The sequence below is a fragment of the Streptomyces sp. 7-21 genome (genome assembly GCF_016741785.1).
GTDB lineage: Bacteria > Actinomycetota > Actinomycetes > Streptomycetales > Streptomycetaceae > Streptomyces.
In genome coordinates, this window is sequence record NZ_JAERRL010000023.1 from 1 (window position 1) to 18,223 (window position 18,223).

Below are 18,223 nucleotides of genomic sequence, written 5' to 3' on the forward strand. Positions count from 1 at the left end.
GCAGCACAGCGGGCCGCGGCGGGCTCCTCACCCGGGAGGCCCCGCCGCGGCCCGCTGGCCGGCGGCGGTTCAGGCGGCGCGCGCGAACTGCTGGTGCGGCGCGCCGGAACAGCCGTACTGGATCAGGTCAGCGCCGTCGTCCCCGGACTCGTCGGAGACGTCCAGGCACAGGCCGCTGTGGCGGGCGGCCAGCTGCACGTAGCCGCCCCCGGTCTCCGTCACCTCCCACTGCTGGTCCGGACCGCTGCCGCAGTTCTGCTGCACCACGGCGGCGCCGGCCGACGCGGAGCCGTCCGCGACGCCCAGGCACAGCGAGCTGTGGCGGGCGACGAGCTGGACGTAGCCGTCGCCGGTGTCGCGCAGCCAGAACCGCTGGTTGTCGCGGCCACCGCACTCCCACTGGACGGTGTGGTGCCCGACGGCCTGTGACTCGTCGGCGACGTCGACGCACTTGCCCGAGTGGCGCGCGGTGAGCGTCTCGTACGGCCCGCCGCCGCCCTGGACGGTGCCGGCGGCGGTGTCGATCGTCAGCTCCGCGGCCCAGTCCATCGCCATGGTGGTGCGGGTGGGGAACTCCAGCGGCAGCCAGACGTACCGGGACTCGTTGACCAGGCCGCCCCAGGCGCCTGCCCAGCGGTCGCCCAGGTACAGGTACGTGGTCTCCTCGCTGCCCTGGACGGGCAGCACCCAGGCGGTCTGCGAGCCGAAGGCGGTCGCGTCGCCGACGTTCCGCATCTCGCTCCAGCCGGAGTCGAGGCGCTCGGAGGTGGCGTACTGCTGCTGGTTGGGGCTCCAGCCGGTGGCGCCGGAGGTGAGCAGGAAGTAGACGCCGTCCCGCTTGAACAGCGCCGGGGCCTCGCGGTGGCCGCCCGGCCAGGGGTTGGCGACCAGCGACTCGACGTCCGTGTAGTCGTCGGTCAGCCGGTAGAGGTGCAGGTCGTAGTTCTCGCGCGCGGCCGAGACCATGTAGCCGGTGCCGTCGTCGTCGACGAACACCGTGATGTCGCGCGACATGTGACCCAGCGGGCGGAAGCTGCCCAGGTAGTCGTAGTCGCCGTCGACCGTGCCGGAGACCGCGACGGCTGCCCGTGCCTCGCTGTAGTCCTGGCCGTTCTCCTTGTGCATCCACATCACGAACTGCCCGGTGGCCTCGTTGTACATCACCTTCGGGCGCTCGATGTTGGCCTGCTGGAGTTCCGGGTCGGACTGCTGGGTCAGCACGTGGTTACGGAACTCCCAGGTCTTCAGGTCGGTGGAGCGGTAGACCGACACGTAGCGGAAGCCGTTGCTGTCCTGCTGCCGGTTCTCGCCGAACCAGTAGTAGTAGCCGTCCACTTCGATGACGCCGCCGCCGTGGGCGTGCACCGGCGCGCCGTCGGGACCGGTGAACTGGGAGCCGTTCAGGACGGTGACGGGCGCCGCGTGGGCGGAGGGCGCCGGCAGCGTGGCGGCGGCAAGGCCGGCGCACAGCGCTATGACCAGCAGCCAGGCCAGGCGCGGGACCGGGCCTCGCCGCGCGGCCTCGGTGGGGGGATGCATGGTGGTCTGCCTCTCTGGTGACGGGGGGAAGCGGTGGGGGCGATGACGGGCGTGACGAGGATCGGGGCATGTTTGCGCAAACACCCGTGCGGTGCCGATCAGTATGCGGCCGCCCTCCGGAGCGTCAACCCCTCCGCGCACCGGGGCCCGGACACCAGCGGGCCGCCGCGTCCGGGCCGGGCTACGGGGTGCCGGTTCCCCGGCTGCCGGGGGCGAGGAGCCGGTCGATCCTGTCGGGCGAGAGCGCGTGCCCGATCGCAAGGGTGGCGGCGCCCAGCGAGGCGGCGCGCTCGCGCAGGCGGCTCGGTTCGATCAGCAGGTCCTGTGTGGCGAGCGGGTAGGAGCGCCGGTACACGGCCTCCCGCACGCCGGCCAGCAGCTGTTCGTGCGCGGCGGACAGGGCGCCGCCCAGCACGATGGCCTCGGGGTTGAAGAAGTTGACCAGGCCGGAGAGCACTTCTCCGATGCGGCGCCCCGCCTCCCGCAGCATCCGCATGGCCTCCCGCTGGCCGGACTTGGCCAGCTCGGCAACGTCGCGGGCGGTCGTGACGGACAGTCCGTCCTGGCGGAGCCGGCGGGCCAGCGCGGCGCCGCCCGCCACCGCCTCCAGGCAGCCGGCGTTGCCGCAGCGGCAGGGGGTGCTGTCCACGCCGACGCGGATGTGGCCGATGTCCCCGGCCGAGCCGTGGGCGCCGCGGTGGAGGCGCCCGTCGGAGACGATGCCGCAGCCGATGCCGGTGCCCGCCTTGACGAACAGCAGGTGGCGGGCGTGCGGCCGTACCTGGCGCTGTTCGGCCAGCGCCATGACGTTCACGTCGTTGTCCACCAGGGCGGGCACGCCGAAGCGTTCGGTGAAGTAGCGGGGAATCGGGTAGCGGTGCCAGTCCGGCATGATGGGCGGATCGACCAGCTCTCCGGCGGAGAAGTCCACCGGGCCGGGGACGCCGACGCCGATGGCGCGGATGTCGGCCGCGTCCTTCCCGGTCTCGGTCAGCAGCTCCCTGACCGTCGCCGCCGCGTGCCCGAGCACGGCCGCGGGGCCTTCGGAGATGGGCAACGGGTCTTCGCGGCTTGCCAGTTCGCCGCCGCCGAGGTCCACCAGCGCCACCCGGCAGTGCGTGGCGCCCAGGCCGATGCCCGCGACGACGCGGTCGTGCGTCCGCAGGCGCAGCCGGCGCGGCGGCCGGCCGCCGGTCGAGCCGCCGTCCTCGATCTCCTCGAGCAGGCCGTGGGTGATCAGGGCCTCGACGCGCAGCGAGACGGTGGAGCGGGCCAGGCCGGTCAGGCGGGCGACGTCCGACCGGGTCCGGGCCGCACCGGCGGCGATGAGGGCCAGCACCCGGCCCGGGGAGCCCGGTGGGGTCGTCAGGGAACCGTCCGGGTCCGGGAGCATTGCACCTCCGTCGCGTCAGTTCCGAAGGCGAGACTACCTGCTTTTGCCGATCTTCGAACGAACTCCCCCTACTTTGGCCGAAGTTGGTGACGCTTGAGCACTTGACAGTTCGAACTTGCGCCCAGACATTGCGTTTCATGCTGATAGTCCGGGACATGACAAAGGGCTTCCTCGGCAACACCGTCCTCCACGGAGTGACACTCGACCTCCGCCCCGGCGAGGTGCACGCGGTCGTCGGCGAGAACGGCGCGGGCAAGTCGACGCTCATGAAGCTGATCAGCGGCGAGCACACACCGGACCGGGGTCACCTCGAACTCGACGGCGTACGCCACGTGTTCACCCACCCCGCGCAGGCACAGGCGGCGGGCATCGGCATCATCCACCAGGAACTCGCCCTGCTGCCCGACCGGACCGTCGCCGAGAACGTCTTCCTCGGCCGCGAGCCCCTCCGCCGCGGCCTGGTGGACCGCGCGGAGATGGAGCGGCGCACCGCCGCCCTGCTGGCCGGGCTCGAAGCCGACGGCATCACGCCGCGCACCACGGTCCGCGACCTGACCGTCGCCCGGCAGCAGACGGTCGAGGTGGCCAAGGCGCTCGCCGCCGACGTGCGCGTGCTGATCATGGACGAGCCCACCGCCGCGCTCGCCGAGCACGAGGTGGCGGTGCTCTCCCGCCTGGTGCGCCGGCTGGCGGCCCGCGGGCTCGGCATCCTCTACGTCTCGCACCGGCTGCGGGAGGTGTTCGCCCTCTCCCAGCGCGTCAGCGTGCTCAAGGACGGCCGCCTGGTGCGCACCGCCGCGACGGCGGACACCACCGTCGACGAGGTGGTGCGCGCGATGGTCGGGCGTGACCTGGACAGCTACTACCCGCCGCGCGCCGCCCCCGGCGAGACGGGCGAGACCGTCCTGACGGTGGCCGGCGCGGGCAATGACCGGCTGACGGACGTGTCCTTCACGCTGCGCGCGGGCGAGGTCACCGGCGTCGGCGGCCTCCAGGGCTCCGGGCGCTCGGCCCTGGCGCGGGCGCTGTTCGGCGCCGAGCCGTTCACCCGCGGCACGGTCACGGTGGCCGGCCGTCCCCTGGTGCCGCGCCGGCCCCGGCAGGCGATCCGCGCGGGCATCGCCCTGGTCCCGGAGAACCGCAAGGAGGACGGGCTGGCGCTGCGCCAGTCCGTGCGCGACAACGCGCTGCTCGTCACCCGCGCCGTGCCCGCCCGGCGGCGGCCGCCCGGGACGCGGGCACTGGCGGAGCTGCTGGACCGGGTGCGGCTGACCGCGCGCGGCACCGGCCAGGAGGTGCGGTACCTCTCCGGCGGCAACCAGCAGAAGGTCGTGCTCGCCAAGTGGCTGGCCACGCGGCCGAAGGTGCTGCTGTGCGACGAGCCGACGCGCGGCGTGGACGTCGGCGCCAAGGCCGCCATCCACGGCCTGGTGCGGGACCTGGCCCGCCAGGGCATGGCGGTGCTGCTGATCTCCTCCGAACTGCCCGAGCTGCTCGGCATGAGCGACCGCGTCCTGGTCATGGCCGACGGCCGGATCGCCGGTGAACTCCCCTCCGGCGCCTCGGAGGAGGACGTGATGCGGCTGGCCACGGCGGGCGCCCCCGCGCCCGGCGCCCGGAAGGAGGCCGCGTGAGGGCAACGGCAACGGCCCGCTTACGCCCCGGCGGAGCCGGCTGGCCCGCCGCCCGGCTGGGCGGCCCGGCGGCGGGCATCTGGCTCGCGGCGCTCGGCGTCACCCTGCTCGGCTGGATCGTGGTGACGGCCCGGGGCGGGGAGTTCCTCACCCAGCCGCACGTCACGGGCGTGCTCCAGAACTGCGTGGCGCTGGGCCTGATCGCGCTCGGGCAGACGGTCGTGATCCTGACCGGCTCGCTGGACCTGTCCGTGGCCTACCTGGTGAGCCTGGGCACGCTCGTCGCGGCCGAGACGATGGCCTCGGGCACGGTGCTGACCGGCGTGTTCGCCGTGCTGCTGCTCTCGGCCGCCGTCGGGCTGGCCAACGGGCTGATCGTCACCCGGCTGAAGGTGCACGCGTTCATCGCCACGCTCGGCACGGCCCTGATCCTGCGCGGCTGGATCGAGGACAACTACACCGGCCCCGCCGGCGAGGTGCCCGCCGCGTTCCGGCGGCTGGGGTACGACCGGATCGGCCCGGTGCCGGTGTCGGTGTTCCTGCTGGCGGCGGTGGCGCTCGCGCTGTGGTTCGTCTGCCGCCGCACACGGCTGGGCCACCACATGTACGCCGTCGGCGGCGACGAGCACGCCGCCCGGCTCTCCGGGGTCCGCACCGGCCGCACGGTGGTACTGGCGCACGTGCTGTGCTCGCTGTGCGTGGGCGCCGCCGCGCTGTTCCTGGCGGCCCGGTTCGGCTCCGGCTCGCCGTGGGCCGGCACCGAGGCCCGGTACGACCTGGAGTCGATCGCGGCGGTCGTGCTCGGCGGGACGGTGCTGGCCGGCGGGCGCGGCGGTGTGGCGGGCACCCTCGGCGGCGTGCTGGTGCTGGCCGTCCTGGACTCCGTCTTCGACCAGCTGTCGGTCGATCCCTTCGTGAAGAACGTGCTGCGTGGCGTCATCATCATCGCCGCCGTCGCCCTGTACGCCCGGCGGCGCCGCACCGCGAGGAGGTCCCGATGACCACCGCCGACCCCGCGGACCGGCCGGCCACCGCGGCCGGAGCGGCGCGGGCCCGCCGGCTGGCGGCCGCGCTGGGCACCGCCGGGCCCGTTGCCGCGCTGCTGCTGGCGCTGCTGGCGGCGCTGGCCGTGACCGATCCCGGCTTCCTGGAGCCGGACCGGCTGCTGGCGTTCGTCCGGCGGGCCGCGCCGCTGCTCATCCTGGCGGCCGGGCAGTACCTAGTCATCGTCAGCGGCCAGTTCGACCTGTCGGTGGGCGCGGTGGTCACGGCCGGCGTGGTCGCGGCCGCGGAGTTCTACCGCACGGCCGAGAACGCCCCGTGGTGGGCCGTCACCGCGCTGCTGCTGGCCGCCGGCGCACTGGTGGGACTGGTGAACGGCCTGGTGACGACCGTGCTGCGGGTGCCGTCGTTCATCGCGACGCTGGGCATGATGCTCATCCTGGAAGGCGGCGTCTTCTACTGGACCGGCGGCTCGCCCCAGGGCTATCTCCCCGACGACTTCCGCGCGATGGGGCGCGATGACCTGTTCGGCTGGCTGCCGTGGGCCGCCCTGGTGTGCCTGGCGGCGGGCGCCGCCGCGGTGGCCCTGACCCGGTCGCGCTTCGGCCGCACCCTCATCGCCACCGGCGACAACGAGCGGGCCGCGGCCCTGTCCGGGGTGCGGGTGGCGCGGGTGCGCACGCTCGCGTTCGTGTGCTCCGGCACGGCCGCCGCGCTCGCCGCCGTGCTCGTCGGCGGCTACTCCGGCGTCTCCGCGCAGGCGGGCGCCGGCCTGGAGTTCGAGGCGATCACCGCCGTCGTACTGGGCGGGGTCGTGCTCGGCGGCGGGCGCGGCTCCGCCGCCGGGGCCATGGCCGGGGCGCTGTCCCTGACCGCGCTGTTCACGCTGCTCAACCTGCAAGGCATCTCCGGCGCCCTGGAGTCCACGGTCCAGGGCGTGATCGTCATCGCCGCCGTCGCGCTGGGAGCCGCCGACTTCTCCCGGCTGCGCCGCCGGTTCGCTCCCCGCTCCACCGGCCCCACCAGCCCTACCGGAGGCACCCGAACATGACCGCGAGGAAGAAACGCACCGCACCGGCGCTGGCGCTGCTGCTGTGCGCCGCGCTGCTCACCGCCTGCACCAGCGACACCCCCGGCAGCGGGCCCTCGGCACCGCCCGGCACCGGCCAGCCCAGCGCGAGCGGCACCGAAGAGGAGTTCTTCGTCCAGGACGAGTACGACAGCCAGCTCGCCCTGCGCGAGGAGACGCCCGAGGGCCCGCCGGACCGCCCCTGGGAGCAGATGCTGCGCCCCGAGATGGTGCCGACGGACGAGTACGCGCTGCCGGAGGGCTCAGACATCCACCTGTGCTTCTCCAACGCCGGGGTCTTCAACCCCTGGCGGCAGGTCGGGCTGACGACCATGGAGGCGGAGGTCGCCCTCCACGAGGAGATCACCGACTTCACCGTCCTGGACGCCGAGGGCCAGGACGACAAACAGATCTCGGACATCCAGGACCTCAGCTCCCGCGACTGCGACGCGCTGATCGTCTCCCCCAACACCACCGCCACGCTCACCCCGGCGGTGGAGCAGGCGTGCGCCGCGGGCCTCCCGGTCATCGTCTTCGACCGGGGCGTCAACACCGACTGCCCGGTGACGTTCATCCACCCCATCGGCGGCTACGCCTACGGCGCCGCGGCGGCCGAGTTCCTCATCGAGAACGTCGAGCCCGGCGGCAGCATCCTGGCGCTGCGCATCTCTCCCGGCGTGGACGTGCTGGAGAACCGCTGGTCCGCCGCCGAGCGGGCGTTCGAGGACGCCGGGCTCAACGTCGTGGACGTCGAGTTCACCGAGGGCGACCCGGCGACGACCAAGTCCGTCGTCACCGACGCGCTCCAGCGCCACGGCTCGCTCGACGGCGTGTGGATGGACTCCGGCGCCAGCTCAGTGGCCGCCATCGAGGCGTTCGAGGACGCCGGCGTGGCAGTGCCGCCGATCACCGGCGAGGACCAGCAGGACTTCCTCCAGGCGTGGCAGGAACGCGACCTGACGGCCATCGCCCCCACCTACCCGACGTTCCAGTGGCGCACCCCGGTCATCGCCGCGCTGCGCGTCCTGGCCGGCGAGGAAGTGCCCGCGGAGTGGCGGCTGCCGCAGCCGGTCATCACCGAGGAAACGCTGGAGCGGTACGTCAACGAGGACATGCCGCCGCTGCACTACGCCATGTGCGGCTGCGAGGACCTGCCGGGCTACCCGGGTGAGTGGGGTGGGGACGCGTGACCGCCCTGCCCATCGGCGCCAACCCCTGGATCTGGCACTCCCCCGTCACCCGCGCCGCCCTCGCCGAGACCGTGCCGCGGCTGGCCCGCTGGGGCTTCGACGCCATCGAGATCCCGCTGGAGAACCCCGGCGACTGGCAGCCGGACGACATCGCACCGCTGCTGGCGGACCACGGCCTGCGCCCCGCCGCGGTGATCGCCGTGATGCCGCCGGGCCGCGACCTGGTCGCCACGGACCCGTCGACCCTCCGCGCCACCCGCGACTACCTGCTGCGGTGCGTGGACGCCGCCCACGCCCTCGGCGCCCCCGCGGTGGCCGGGCCGGTCTACACCGCGGTCGGCCGCACCTGGCGCATGACGCCGGCCGAACGGCGGGCGGCGTACCAGGAGTTCCGCACCTCGATCGCCCCGGTGGTGGACCACGCCAGGAGCGGCGGCGTGCGCGTGGCCGTCGAACCGCTCAACCGGTACGAGACGAGCCTGCTGAACACCGTCGCCCAGACCCTCGAAGCGCTCGACGGCCTGCCCGAGGACGCCGCCGGGGTGGCGCTGGACACCTACCACCTCAACATCGAGGAACGCGGGCTCGGGCAGGCGGTGCGCCAGGCGGCGGGACGCATCGCGCACGTCCAGGTCTGCGCCAGCGACCGGGGCGCGCCCGGCGCCGACCACCTCGACTGGCACGGCTTCCTGACGGCGCTGCTGGACTGCGGCTACGCCGGGCCGCTGTGCATCGAGTCCTTCACCGCCCACAACGAGTCCCTCGCGGTCGCGGCCTCCGTGTGGCGGCCGCTGGCCGGCTCCCAGGACGCCCTGGCGACCGACGGCCTGGCGTTCCTGCGCAACGCGTTCACCCTCCTCTGACCCTGCCAACCCCCTCGCCGGCCCCGGCCGGCCACGCAACCCAGGAGAGCCGCACCAGGAAGGACCCCGCATGCGACCCCCACGACGCACCAGATTCCGGTTCCGCTTCGCCACGGCGCTGGCCGCCGCCCCCCTGCTGGCCGCCGGCGCCCTGCCCGGGGCGGCCGCGGCGCAGGACGCCCCGCCCGCGTTCCGCGCCCTGCTGTTCACCCGGGCCGTCGGCTACGTGCACGACTCGATCCCGGCCGGCGTGCAGATGATCGAGGAAGAGGCCGCCGCGCGCGGCTTCGAGGTGGTCCGCAGCGACGACCCAGCCGTGTTCAACGACGAGGAGCTGGCCTCGTTCGACGTCGTCATCATGCTCCAGAACTCCGGCATGGTCTGGGAGACCGACGCCCAGCGGCAGGCCATGCGCGACTACGTCGAGGGCGGCGGCGGGGTAGCCGCCATCCACAACACCCTCGACATGGGCATCGAGAACGAGTTCCCGTGGTGGGACCAGCTCGTCAACGGCGGCGCGCACATGCCCGCGCACGCGGCCGGCATCCAGCAGGGCACGGTCCGCATCGAGGACCACAGCCACCCCTCGACCGAGGCGCTGCCCGAGACCTGGGAACGGCCCGAGGAGTGGTACAACTTCGACCCCAACCCGCGCCCCAGCGTGCACGTGCTGGCGACCGTGGACGAGTCCACGTACGACCCGGGTGAGTACGCCATGGGCGAGGACCACCCGATCTCCTGGTGCAGCACCGCCGAAGGCGGCAACGTCTGGTCCACGGCGATGGGCCACGACTCGGCCTCCTACACCGAGGAGTACTTCCGCGCGCACGTGCTCGGCGGGATCGAGTGGGCCGCCACGGGCGACCGGTCGCAGTGCGAGGGCAGCCAGCCGCAGCAGAGCGCGTTCGACAAGGTCACCCTCGACGACAACACCGCCGACCCGATGGAGCTGGACGTCGCCGACGACGGCACCGTCTACTACATCCAGCGCACCGGCGAGCTGCGGGCCTACGACCCGGCCAGCCACACCACGACGACCGCCGGCGTGCTCGACGTCTACACCGGCGGCGAGGACGGGCTCGTCGGCCTGGCCCTCGACCCGGACTTCGCCGAGAACCGCTGGCTGTACCTGTACTACTCGCCCGCCGCGAGCGAGGAGGACGTCAACCGGCTCTCCCGCTTCACGCTGGCCGAGGACGGCACGCTCGACCTGTCCAGCGAGCGGACGCTGCTGGAGGTCCCGGCCTACCGCGACCGGACGTTCACCGAGCCCGGACACACCGGCGGCAGCCTGGAGTTCGGGCCGGACGGCCTGCTGTACCTGGGTACCGGCGACGACGTGCCGCCCAACCTCGACCCGGAGTGGCAGGGCTACGCGCCGCTCGACTGGCGCGAGGGGCACGAGATGCTGGACGCCGCCCGCACCGCGGGCAACACCAACGACCTGCGCGGCAAGCTGCTGCGGATCGCCCCCACGGACGATGGCGGCTACACCATCCCGGAGGGCAACCTGTTCGCGGAGGGCACGGAGAACACCCGGCCCGAGATCTACGCGATGGGCTTCCGCAACCCGTTCCGCTTCACGGTGGACCAGGCCACGGGGGACGTGCACCTGTCCGACTACGGCCCGGACCGCGGCGGCCCCACCACGGAGCGCGGCCCCGAGGGGCTCGTCGAGTACAACGTCATCTCCGGGCCCGGCAACTACGGCTGGCCGTTCTGCCACGGCGACAACCAGCCCTACGCGCCCTACAACCCGGACACCGGCGAGGTCGGCGAGAAGTTCGACTGCGACAACCCGGTCAACGAGTCGCCGAACAACACCGGCCTGACCGAGCTGCCGCCGGTGCAGATGCCGCAGATCTGGTACGGCTACGGGCCCTCGGAGCAGTTCCCCGAGCTGGGCGAGGGCGGCTCGGCTCCCATGTCCGGGCCGGTCTACCGGTACGACCCGGACAACCCCTCCCCCACCAAGTTCCCCGAGGAGTACGCCGGTTCGGCGTTCTTCTACGAGTGGTCCCGCAACTACGTCAAGGAGATCACCTTCGGCGCCGACGGCTCGGTCGAGGAGATCGCCGACTTCATGCCCGAGACGCAGTTCGCCTCCCCGATGGACATGACGTTCGGCCCCGACGGCTCCCTGTACCTGCTGGAGTGGGGCAGCCAGTTCGGCGGCGGCAACAACGACTCGGGCCTGTACCGCATTGACTACACCGCGGGCGGCCGGGTGCCGGTGGCCCGGGCCAGCGCCTCGGTGACCAACGGGCCGGTGCCGCTGACGGTCGAGTTCTCCAGCGAGGGCAGCGAGGACCCCGACGGCGGTTCCCTGGCCTACGCGTGGGACTTCGACGGCGACGGCAGCTACGACTCCACCGAGGCCGCACCCACCCACACCTACCAGGAGGCGGGCGACTACACGGCCCAGCTGCGCGTCACCGACGAGGACGGGCTGACGGGCTACGCCAACGTGCCCATCACCGCCGGCAACACGGCCCCGACGGTGACGGTCGAGATCCCGGTCAGCGGCACGCTCATCGACTTCGGCGACCAGATCCCGTACCGGGTGACGGTGACCGACCCGGAGGACGGCGAGATCGACTGCGACAACGTCCTGGTCAACCCGGCGCTGGGCCACGACGACCACGAGCACCCGACCACCGACCTCCGCGGCTGCGAGGGCGTCGTGGACACCTCCGATCTCGGCGGGCACCCTGAAGGGGCCAACCTGTGGTACGTCCTCAACGCCCGCTACACCGACCAGGGCGCCGACGGCACCAGCGCGCTCACCGGCTACGGCCGCTCGGTGCTCCAGCCGCGGCACAAGCAGGCCGAGTACTACGACAGCCAGTCCGGCACGCGCATCGTGTCGCAGGAGGGCGCCGAGAACGGGCAGCGGATCGGCGACATCAGCGACGGCGACTGGATCGCCTTCACGCCGATGAGCGTCGCCAACGCCGACACGGTCAGCTACCGGCTGTCCTCGCCGCAGGGCGGCGGCGCCATCGAACTGCGCGCCGACGCGCCGGACGGCGAGCTCCTGGCGACCACCCAGGTCCCGGGCACCGGCGACTGGGACAACTACCAGTGGACCGAACCGGTACCGGTGGCAGACCTGGCCGGCACCCACGACCTGTACCTGGTGTTCGACGCGCCGGTCCCCAACTCCTTCGACGTGGACGCGATCGAGTTCACCACGTCATAACACCGGCATCACACCGGCATCACACCGGCACAGCACCGGCTCCCCCGCGCGCCGCGGCGGCCGTCCTCCCGGCGGACGCCGCGGCGTTCCGCTGACCGCCCGTCACGCCGCCGCGCATACGGGCGTTGACGGGCAGCGGCGGGCCGCTTACCGTCGCCGCGGATGAGGAGGAGGCCAGCGATGGGGACAGGCGGTGAGGGCGCCCGGCGCCGCCCGGGGCGCGTGAAGGTGCTGGCGGCGCTGGCCGCGTGCGGGGCCGCGGCGGCCTTCCTGGCGGCGCCGGAGCAGGCGGACGCCGCCACGCCGTTCCAGCGGCACGGGCGGCTCGAGGTGTGCGGCACGACGCTGTGCGGCGAGGACGGCCAGCCGGTCCAGCTGCGCGGGATGAGCACGCACGGCACGCAGTGGTTCCCGCACTGCGTCACCGCCGAGTCCCTGGACGTCCTGGCCGGGGACTGGGGCGCCGATGTAGTGCGCGTGTCCACCTACGTGCAGGAGGACGGCTACGAGACCGACCCCGAGCACTTCACCGACCTCGCCAGCCGGATCATCGAGCTGGCGACCGAGCGCGGCCTGTACGTCATCGTCGACTGGCACATGCTCGACCCCGGCGACCCGAACGCCAGCACGGAGCTGGCCACCCGGTTCTTCACCGAGATCACCGCGCGCCACGGCCACCAGGACAACGTGCTGTACGAGATCGCCAACGAGCCGAACGGCGTGAGCTGGCAGGCCATCAAGGGCTACGCCGAAGAGGTGATCCCGGTCGTGCGGGCCGGGGACCCCGACGCCGTGGTGCTGGTCGGCACCCGCGCCTGGTCCTCGCTGGGCGTCTCGGAGGGCTCCGACGAGTCGGAGATCGTGGCCGACCCGGTCGAGGCCGCCAACATCATGTACACCTTCCACTTCTACGCCGGCGAGCACCAGGACCCGTACCTGGAGACCCTCGCCCGCGCCGCCGACCGGATCCCGGTGTTCGTCACCGAGTTCGGTACCCAGGACGCCACCGGCGACGGCCCCAACGACTTCGCGGCGGCGCAGCGGTACCTGGACCTGATGGCGGAGAAGAACATCAGCTGGACCAACTGGAACTACTCGGACGACTTCCGCAGCGGCGCCGTCTTCGAGCCCGGCACCTGCGAGGCCGGGCGGTGGGCCGAGGAGGACGCTCTGAAGGAAGCGGGCGCGTGGATCCGCGACCGCATCGGATGAACGCCGGCCGCACGCCGCCGCCGGCCGCCGGATGAAGAGGGCTCGCGGGCGCACCCCGCCCGGCTGTCCCCGGTGACGGTGTGGCCGCGCCGCCGCGCACACGTCCGGTCCGTCCCCGTTTGCGTGTGCCGCCCGGTGCGCGGATGGTGGGAGGGGGGGCGATCTGCGCACGGCGCGGGAAGGAGCGGCCAGGTGACCAGCGATGCCCCCGTAGTAGTGGGCGTGGACGGCTCCCCCTCCAGCCTGGCGGCGGTGGGCGTCGCCGCGGCCGAGGCACGGATGCGGCGGTGCCCGCTGCGCGTGGTGCACGCCTTCACCCCGCCGACGCTCTACGTGCCGCGCTACCCCCAGTCGGTCCAGGCCGCCGAGCGGTCGCTGCGCGCTGTGGCGGCCCAGGCGCTCACCGACGCCGAGCAGCGGGCCCGCGAGCTGGCGCCGGGCATCGACGTCAGCGGCGAGATCGTCACGGGTGAGTCGCTCACCGTGCTGCGGGACCGCTCCCGCGGGGCCGCGCTGCTCGTCGTGGGCAGCCGGGGCATGGGCAGCTTCGCGGGCCTGCTGCTCGGCTCCACCTCAGCGAAGCTGGCGGCCCATGCCCAGTGCCCGGTGATGGTGGTCCGCGAGGAGCCCTCCCCCGGCCTGCCGGTGCTGCTCGGGGCGGACGGGTCCCCGGCGGGCGAGGCCGCGGTCGCGTTCGCCTTCGAGGAGGCGGCGCTGCGGGGCACGAAGCTGGTGGCGCTGCACGCCTGGACGCCCTGGACCGTCGAGGGCCCCCCGCCGCCCGACCGGTCGATGCCGTACGCGAACGAGCCCGGTGTCCTGGAGGCCGGCGAGGAGCGGCTGCTGGCGGAGACGCTGGCCGGGCACCTCAACGACTACCCGGACCTGACGGTGGAACGCCGCGTGGTGCGCGACAACCCGCGCAAGGCGCTGCTGAAGGCCAGCTCCGGGGCCGGGCTGCTCGTCGTCGGCGCGCGGGGCCACGGCGGCTTCGCCAGCCTGCTGATCGGCTCGGTCAGCCAGGCGATGCTGCACCACGCCGAGTGCCCGGTCGCCGTCGTGCGGCCCTGACAGCGCCGGCCCGCGGCCGGGAGGGCAGGCCGGGGGCAGTACGCGGGAACGGACAGGCGGCATCGGAGGCAGCGCGAAGGACCCGGAAACGGAGGGAACCGCGCGCTGCCCGCCGCCTGGCGCTCCGGCGGCGGCGCGTCCTGCTCCGGAGAAGACCGTGTGTTCCCCGCGGCGGTGACGCCTGCCCGCGGCTTGAGGTGACGGTCCGTCCGCCAAACGGTGAGGCCGTGACACGGGATAGGCTCACGGGCGGTCGGCCGGCGCCACGCACACATCGCTGGCCGCATCCGCTGGGACATGCAGTGTTTTTTCTCCGGGGAGGATCCGACATGACGTCACAGGGGGGACCGGCCGCTGAGCGGCGCGGCGAGGAGATACTCGAGGTGCTGGATGCGGCCTTCGGCTCGCTCCTCGCCGCCGATCCAGCCGCGTTCCGCGTAAAGTTCCGCAAGATGGCCGCCTCGGCGTTCGCGTTCTACCGGGGCACGGCCTGCCTCTTCTACCACGACCTCGACGCCGCCGGCGGCGACGACTTCCTGGACGCGCGCACCTCCCGGGTGTGGATCCACGGCGACCTGCACGCCGAGAACTTCGGCACGTATATGGACTCAAGCGGCCGGCTGGTCTTCAACGTCAACGACTTCGACGAGGCGTACGTCGGCCCGTTCCTGTGGGACCTCAAGCGTTTCGCGGCGTCCGTGGCGCTCATCGGCTACAGCAAGGCGCTGAGCGACGAGGTGATCAGCGACCTGGTGCGCGCCTACGCCCGCGCCTACCGGGACCGCATCCGGCTGCTGGCCGGGGGCGCGAAGCCGGACGAGGTGCCGCCGTTCACCCTCGACACCGCCACCGGCCCGCTGCTTCAGGCGCTGCGGCACGCGCGCTCCCAGACCCGGTTCGGGCTGCTGGACTCGATGTCGCGGATCGTGGACTACGAGCGCCGCTTCTCGCTCGGCGGCGGGGCGATCGAACTCGACGCGGCCACGCGCGAGAAGGTGCTCGCCGCTTTCGAGGGCTACGTCGAGACGCTGCCGTCGGCCACGCGGAGGCGGAGCGACACTTACCGCATCAAGGACGTCGTGGGCCGGCGGGGCATCGGCATCGGCAGCGCCGGGCTGCCGTCGTTCAACATCCTGCTGGAGGGCAACAGCGACGCCCTGGAGAACGACGTCGTCATCTACGTCAAGCAGGCCCAGGTGCCGGCCGTCTCACGGCACATCACCGAGGAGCGCATCCGCTCGTACTTCCAGCACGAGGGCCACCGCACGGTCATCTCGCAGCGGGCGCTCCAGGCGCACGCCGACCCGTGGCTGGGCTGGACGGAGCTGGACGGCGCCGGGCAGCTCGTCGCCGAGGTGTCGCCGTACGCCGTGGACCTGGACTGGTCGGACATCGACGATCCCGCCGAGATCAAGCAGGTCGTGAGCGACCTGGGCGCCGCCACCGCGACGATGCACGCCGTGGCCGACGACTCCAGCGGCCACACGCTGGTGCCGTTCTCCACGGAAGAGGCCATCGACGCGGCGATCTCCGCTGACGAGGAGGGGTTCGTGGCGCTGCTGGTCGACTTCGCGCACTCCTACGGGGCGCGCGCACGGGCCGACCACCAGATCTTCGTGGATCTCTTCCGGAACGGACGCATTCCCGGTCTGTAACGGAGCACAGGGCTGTCCCCTCGCCGCGAGGAGGCGGGGGGCGTGCCGCGTCCGGGCGGAGCGTCCGGCTGTTCTTCGCGGGCGCGGTGCGGGCGCGGATCACCGGGGGCACCGCCGCGGGCGGTGCCCCCGCTGCCGTGGTCAGGCGCTTTTGACGGCGGAGACGTCGAACTCCAGGGTGACCTGGTCGCTGACGAGTACGCCGCCGGTCTCCAGGGCGGCGTTCCAGGTGACGCCGAAGTCCTTGCGGTTGATCTTGGTGGAGCCCGAGAAACCGATGCGGACGTTGCCGAACGGGTCGGCGGCGGCCCCCTCGAACTCGAAGGGGATGGTGACCGACCGCGTCACGCCCCTGATGGTCAGGTCCCCGGTGAGTTCCAGGCTGGTGTCCCCGGTCTGGCGCACGCCGGTGGAGACGAAGGTGATCTCCGGGTACTGGTCCATCGCGAGGAAGTCGTTGCTGCGCAGGTGCGCGTCGCGGTCCTTGTTGCGGGTGTCGATGCTGTCCGCCTTGATCGTGACGGTCACCCGCGACCGGCTCGGCTCGTCCTTGTCGATGGTTACGCTGCCCTCGAACTCGTTGAAGGTACCGCGCACCTTGGTCACCATCGCGTGCCGCGCCACGAAACCGATCGAGGTGTGGGCCGGGTCGATGGTGTAGGTGCCCGACAGGTCGGAGAGCGAGGCCGGCACGTCGCTCGGGTTCGTCATGTCAACTCCTGGTGTCGCGCCCTCGCGCCACCTTCTGGTGGCGTCTCACCCGCCTATACTGCCCCATCCATGTCGCGTGTCAATTACTGTCGGTAACGCATTCAGGGGGCCTCTCCCGCCGCCGGGCCGCGCCGTAGGCTTCGCTGGACACGGCGAACGATTGGGGGAGTTGATGAGCACGACGTGGGGGCTGATCGTCCAGGAGACCGACGGTGGCGGCAACCACAAGGCGTACGCGTCGACCGTCCTGGAGCACGTGACCGGCACGCGCGAGGAGGCCCTGGCCAGGCTGGAGGAGCTGGCCCGCAGCTACCAGCCGCAGCACCCGATGAAGCCGCTGTCCACGCGGCTGTACCGGGCCGGGGACGACTTCCTGCTCGTCTGCGAGGGAACGATGCGCAGCTACGGCTGCCGGTTCCTGGCGGCGGAACTGCTCTATGAGAGCACCAGCAACGCGGGCGACGGCCAGCGCAAGCGGCGGTCCCGCTGGCCGTTGCGCTGACGCGACGCCGCCGCCAGGCGTACCGTCGTACCGTCGCGGGCCGCGAGCCAACGGGAGGCGTTGATGGGAAGGGACACCCGCACTGCGACGGACGGCGTGACGTACCGGAGGGAGACGGTCACGGCACCGGACGGCGTGCCGGTCGCGACCTACTACTGGCGGCCCGCCGGGCGGCCCCGCGCCGTGGTGCAGATCGTCCACGGCGCCGCCGAACACGCCCTGCGCTACGACGGGTTCGCCCGGTTCCTGGCCGGGCACGGGTTCGCGGTGGTGGCCTCGGACAACCGCGGGCACGGCGCGACGGCGCGGGCCACCGGCGGCTTCGGCGTGGCCGGGGAGTCGGGCTGGCGGGCGGTCGTCGGCGACCTGCGGGTGATCGGAGAGCGGGCCCGCGCGGCGGCCGGCGAGGTGCCGCTGGTGCTGTTCGGGCACAGCATGGGCTCCCAGCTGGCGCGGGACGCGGCGCAGGAGTACGGGCGGGAGCTGGCCGGCCTGGTGCTGTCGGGCACCTTCCGCTCGCTCCCCGGCTGCGATCCGGAAGCGGCGGTGGCGCGGCTGGAGTCGGAAGCGGCACGGGGCGGCGGGCGGGCGGCGCCCTCCGGATTCGTGCCGGAGCTGTTCAGCTCGTTCAACGACCCGTACGACGGGCGCACTGGCTACGAGTGGCTGTCGCGGGACGAGGCCGAGGTGGACGCGTACGTGGCGGACGAGCGCTGCGGCTTCGCGTTCAGCGCAGGGCTCGCCCTGGACTGGGTGCTGGGCGTGCGGAAGATCAACGACCCCCGGCACCAGGCGCGGATCCCGGCCGGGCTGCCGGTGCACGTGGCGGTCGGCGACCAGGACCCGTGCCACGCCGGCATGACGCTGGTGTACGAGCTGCTGGAGGACTTCCGCTACGCGGGGACCCGGGACCTGACGTGGCGGGCGTACCCGGGCGCGCGGCACGAGATCCTCAATGAGACCAACCGCCACGAGGTGCGGGCGGACCTGCTGGCGTGGCTGGAGGAGCACGTCTGAGGCCCGCGTCGCGCCGGCGCCCGCCGCGGCGGCCTACAGCGACCGCTTCAGGCCGTCCAGGAACCGCAGCCCGTCCAGGAACTCCGCGGTCTTGCCGTGGGGTTCGGCGGTGGCGCAGAGGCTGTCCATGACGGCCATGTAGTCCTCGACGTCGTCACGCTTA

At 73.0% G+C, this 18,223-nt stretch carries 14 protein-coding genes; 11 read left to right on the forward strand and 3 right to left on the reverse strand.

Translation table 11 applies throughout. The features are described from left to right. Positions 1–69 precede the first annotated feature (69 nt). Together JK356_RS21275 and JK356_RS21280 are read right to left on the reverse strand one after the other, a co-directional pair. Entirely contained in the window at positions 70–1,539 is a 1,470-nt protein-coding gene (locus tag JK356_RS21275; protein WP_201870320.1) for an RICIN domain-containing protein, read from the reverse strand. 181 nt (positions 1,540–1,720) lie between these two features. Then, positions 1,721–2,932 carry an ROK family transcriptional regulator gene (locus tag JK356_RS21280; RefSeq protein WP_201870321.1) on the reverse strand — a complete coding sequence of 404 codons (1,212 nt, stop codon included), beginning with the start codon at positions 2,930–2,932 and terminating at the stop codon, positions 1,721–1,723. A gap of 155 nt (positions 2,933–3,087) precedes the next feature. Here JK356_RS21280 and JK356_RS21285 point away from each other — a divergent pair, with 155 nt between their 5' ends. From JK356_RS21285 to JK356_RS21325, 9 genes are all read left to right on the forward strand, one after another. After that, positions 3,088–4,566, forward strand: coding sequence for a sugar ABC transporter ATP-binding protein (locus tag JK356_RS21285; protein WP_374100694.1), 1,479 nt, complete (start codon positions 3,088–3,090; stop codon positions 4,564–4,566). 56 nt (positions 4,567–4,622) lie between these two features. Beyond that, complete coding sequence (locus JK356_RS21290) at positions 4,623–5,567, forward strand: ABC transporter permease (protein ID WP_236671713.1); 945 nt, start codon at positions 4,623–4,625, stop codon at positions 5,565–5,567. Next, positions 5,564–6,619, forward strand: a complete 1,056-nt coding sequence (locus tag JK356_RS21295) for an ABC transporter permease (RefSeq protein WP_201870324.1) — start codon at positions 5,564–5,566, stop codon at positions 6,617–6,619. The genes JK356_RS21290 and JK356_RS21295 overlap by 4 nt, the downstream gene beginning before the upstream one ends. Further along, complete coding sequence (locus JK356_RS21300) at positions 6,616–7,827, forward strand: substrate-binding domain-containing protein (protein ID WP_201870325.1); 1,212 nt, start codon at positions 6,616–6,618, stop codon at positions 7,825–7,827. The genes JK356_RS21295 and JK356_RS21300 overlap by 4 nt, the downstream gene beginning before the upstream one ends. After that, on the forward strand, positions 7,824–8,690 hold the full coding sequence (locus tag JK356_RS21305; protein ID WP_201870326.1) for a sugar phosphate isomerase/epimerase: 867 nt from the start codon (positions 7,824–7,826) through the stop codon (positions 8,688–8,690). Before JK356_RS21300 ends, JK356_RS21305 begins: the two co-directional genes overlap by 4 nt. A 70-nt stretch (positions 8,691–8,760) precedes the next feature. Then, entirely contained in the window at positions 8,761–11,892 is a 3,132-nt protein-coding gene (locus JK356_RS21310; protein WP_201870327.1) for a ThuA domain-containing protein, read from the forward strand. A 180-nt stretch (positions 11,893–12,072) separates the two neighbouring features. After that, on the forward strand, positions 12,073–13,104 hold the full coding sequence (locus JK356_RS21315; protein WP_236671712.1) for a glycoside hydrolase family 5 protein: 1,032 nt from the start codon (positions 12,073–12,075) through the stop codon (positions 13,102–13,104). 192 nt (positions 13,105–13,296) lie between these two features. After that, the gene (locus tag JK356_RS21320; RefSeq protein WP_307815825.1) at positions 13,297–14,175 is read left to right on the forward strand and encodes a universal stress protein; all 879 of its coding nucleotides are present in this window, start codon (positions 13,297–13,299) and stop codon (positions 14,173–14,175) included. Positions 14,176–14,504: 329 nt separating this feature from the next. Further along, complete coding sequence (locus JK356_RS21325) at positions 14,505–15,830, forward strand: DUF2252 domain-containing protein (protein ID WP_201870329.1); 1,326 nt, start codon at positions 14,505–14,507, stop codon at positions 15,828–15,830. A gap of 141 nt (positions 15,831–15,971) precedes the next feature. On the opposite strand, the gene JK356_RS21330 is transcribed toward JK356_RS21325, so the two are convergent. Beyond that, positions 15,972–16,541: a YceI family protein gene (locus JK356_RS21330; RefSeq protein ID WP_201870330.1), complete on the reverse strand. Its 570-nt coding sequence runs from the start codon at positions 16,539–16,541 to the stop codon at positions 15,972–15,974. Positions 16,542–16,713: 172 nt separating this feature from the next. On the opposite strand from JK356_RS21330, the gene JK356_RS21335 reads away from it, so the two are divergent. Continuing rightward, positions 16,714–17,043, forward strand: coding sequence for a hypothetical protein (locus JK356_RS21335; protein ID WP_201870331.1), 330 nt, complete (start codon positions 16,714–16,716; stop codon positions 17,041–17,043). 63 nt (positions 17,044–17,106) lie between these two features. After that, positions 17,107–18,060, forward strand: a complete 954-nt coding sequence (locus JK356_RS21340; protein WP_201870332.1) for an alpha/beta fold hydrolase — start codon at positions 17,107–17,109, stop codon at positions 18,058–18,060. Positions 18,061–18,223 lie beyond the last annotated feature (163 nt).

Excerpts from the sequence above, each read along its gene's own strand:
- JK356_RS21295 (WP_201870324.1), top strand. The coding sequence starts at position 5,564 with ATGACCACCGCCGACCCCGCGGACCGGCCGGCCACCGCGGCCGGAGCG.
- JK356_RS21330 (WP_201870330.1), bottom strand. The coding sequence starts at position 16,541 with ATGACGAACCCGAGCGACGTGCCGGCCTCGCTCTCCGACCTGTCGGGC.
- JK356_RS21310 (WP_201870327.1), top strand. The coding sequence starts at position 8,761 with ATGCGACCCCCACGACGCACCAGATTCCGGTTCCGCTTCGCCACGGCG.
- JK356_RS21280 (WP_201870321.1), bottom strand. The coding sequence starts at position 2,932 with ATGCTCCCGGACCCGGACGGTTCCCTGACGACCCCACCGGGCTCCCCG.
- JK356_RS21335 (WP_201870331.1), top strand. The coding sequence starts at position 16,714 with ATGAGCACGACGTGGGGGCTGATCGTCCAGGAGACCGACGGTGGCGGC.
- JK356_RS21285 (WP_374100694.1), top strand. The coding sequence starts at position 3,088 with ATGACAAAGGGCTTCCTCGGCAACACCGTCCTCCACGGAGTGACACTC.
- JK356_RS21340 (WP_201870332.1), top strand. The coding sequence starts at position 17,107 with ATGGGAAGGGACACCCGCACTGCGACGGACGGCGTGACGTACCGGAGG.
- JK356_RS21300 (WP_201870325.1), top strand. The coding sequence starts at position 6,616 with ATGACCGCGAGGAAGAAACGCACCGCACCGGCGCTGGCGCTGCTGCTG.
- JK356_RS21275 (WP_201870320.1), bottom strand. The coding sequence starts at position 1,539 with ATGCATCCCCCCACCGAGGCCGCGCGGCGAGGCCCGGTCCCGCGCCTG.
- JK356_RS21325 (WP_201870329.1), top strand. The coding sequence starts at position 14,505 with ATGACGTCACAGGGGGGACCGGCCGCTGAGCGGCGCGGCGAGGAGATA.
- JK356_RS21315 (WP_236671712.1), top strand. The coding sequence starts at position 12,073 with ATGGGGACAGGCGGTGAGGGCGCCCGGCGCCGCCCGGGGCGCGTGAAG.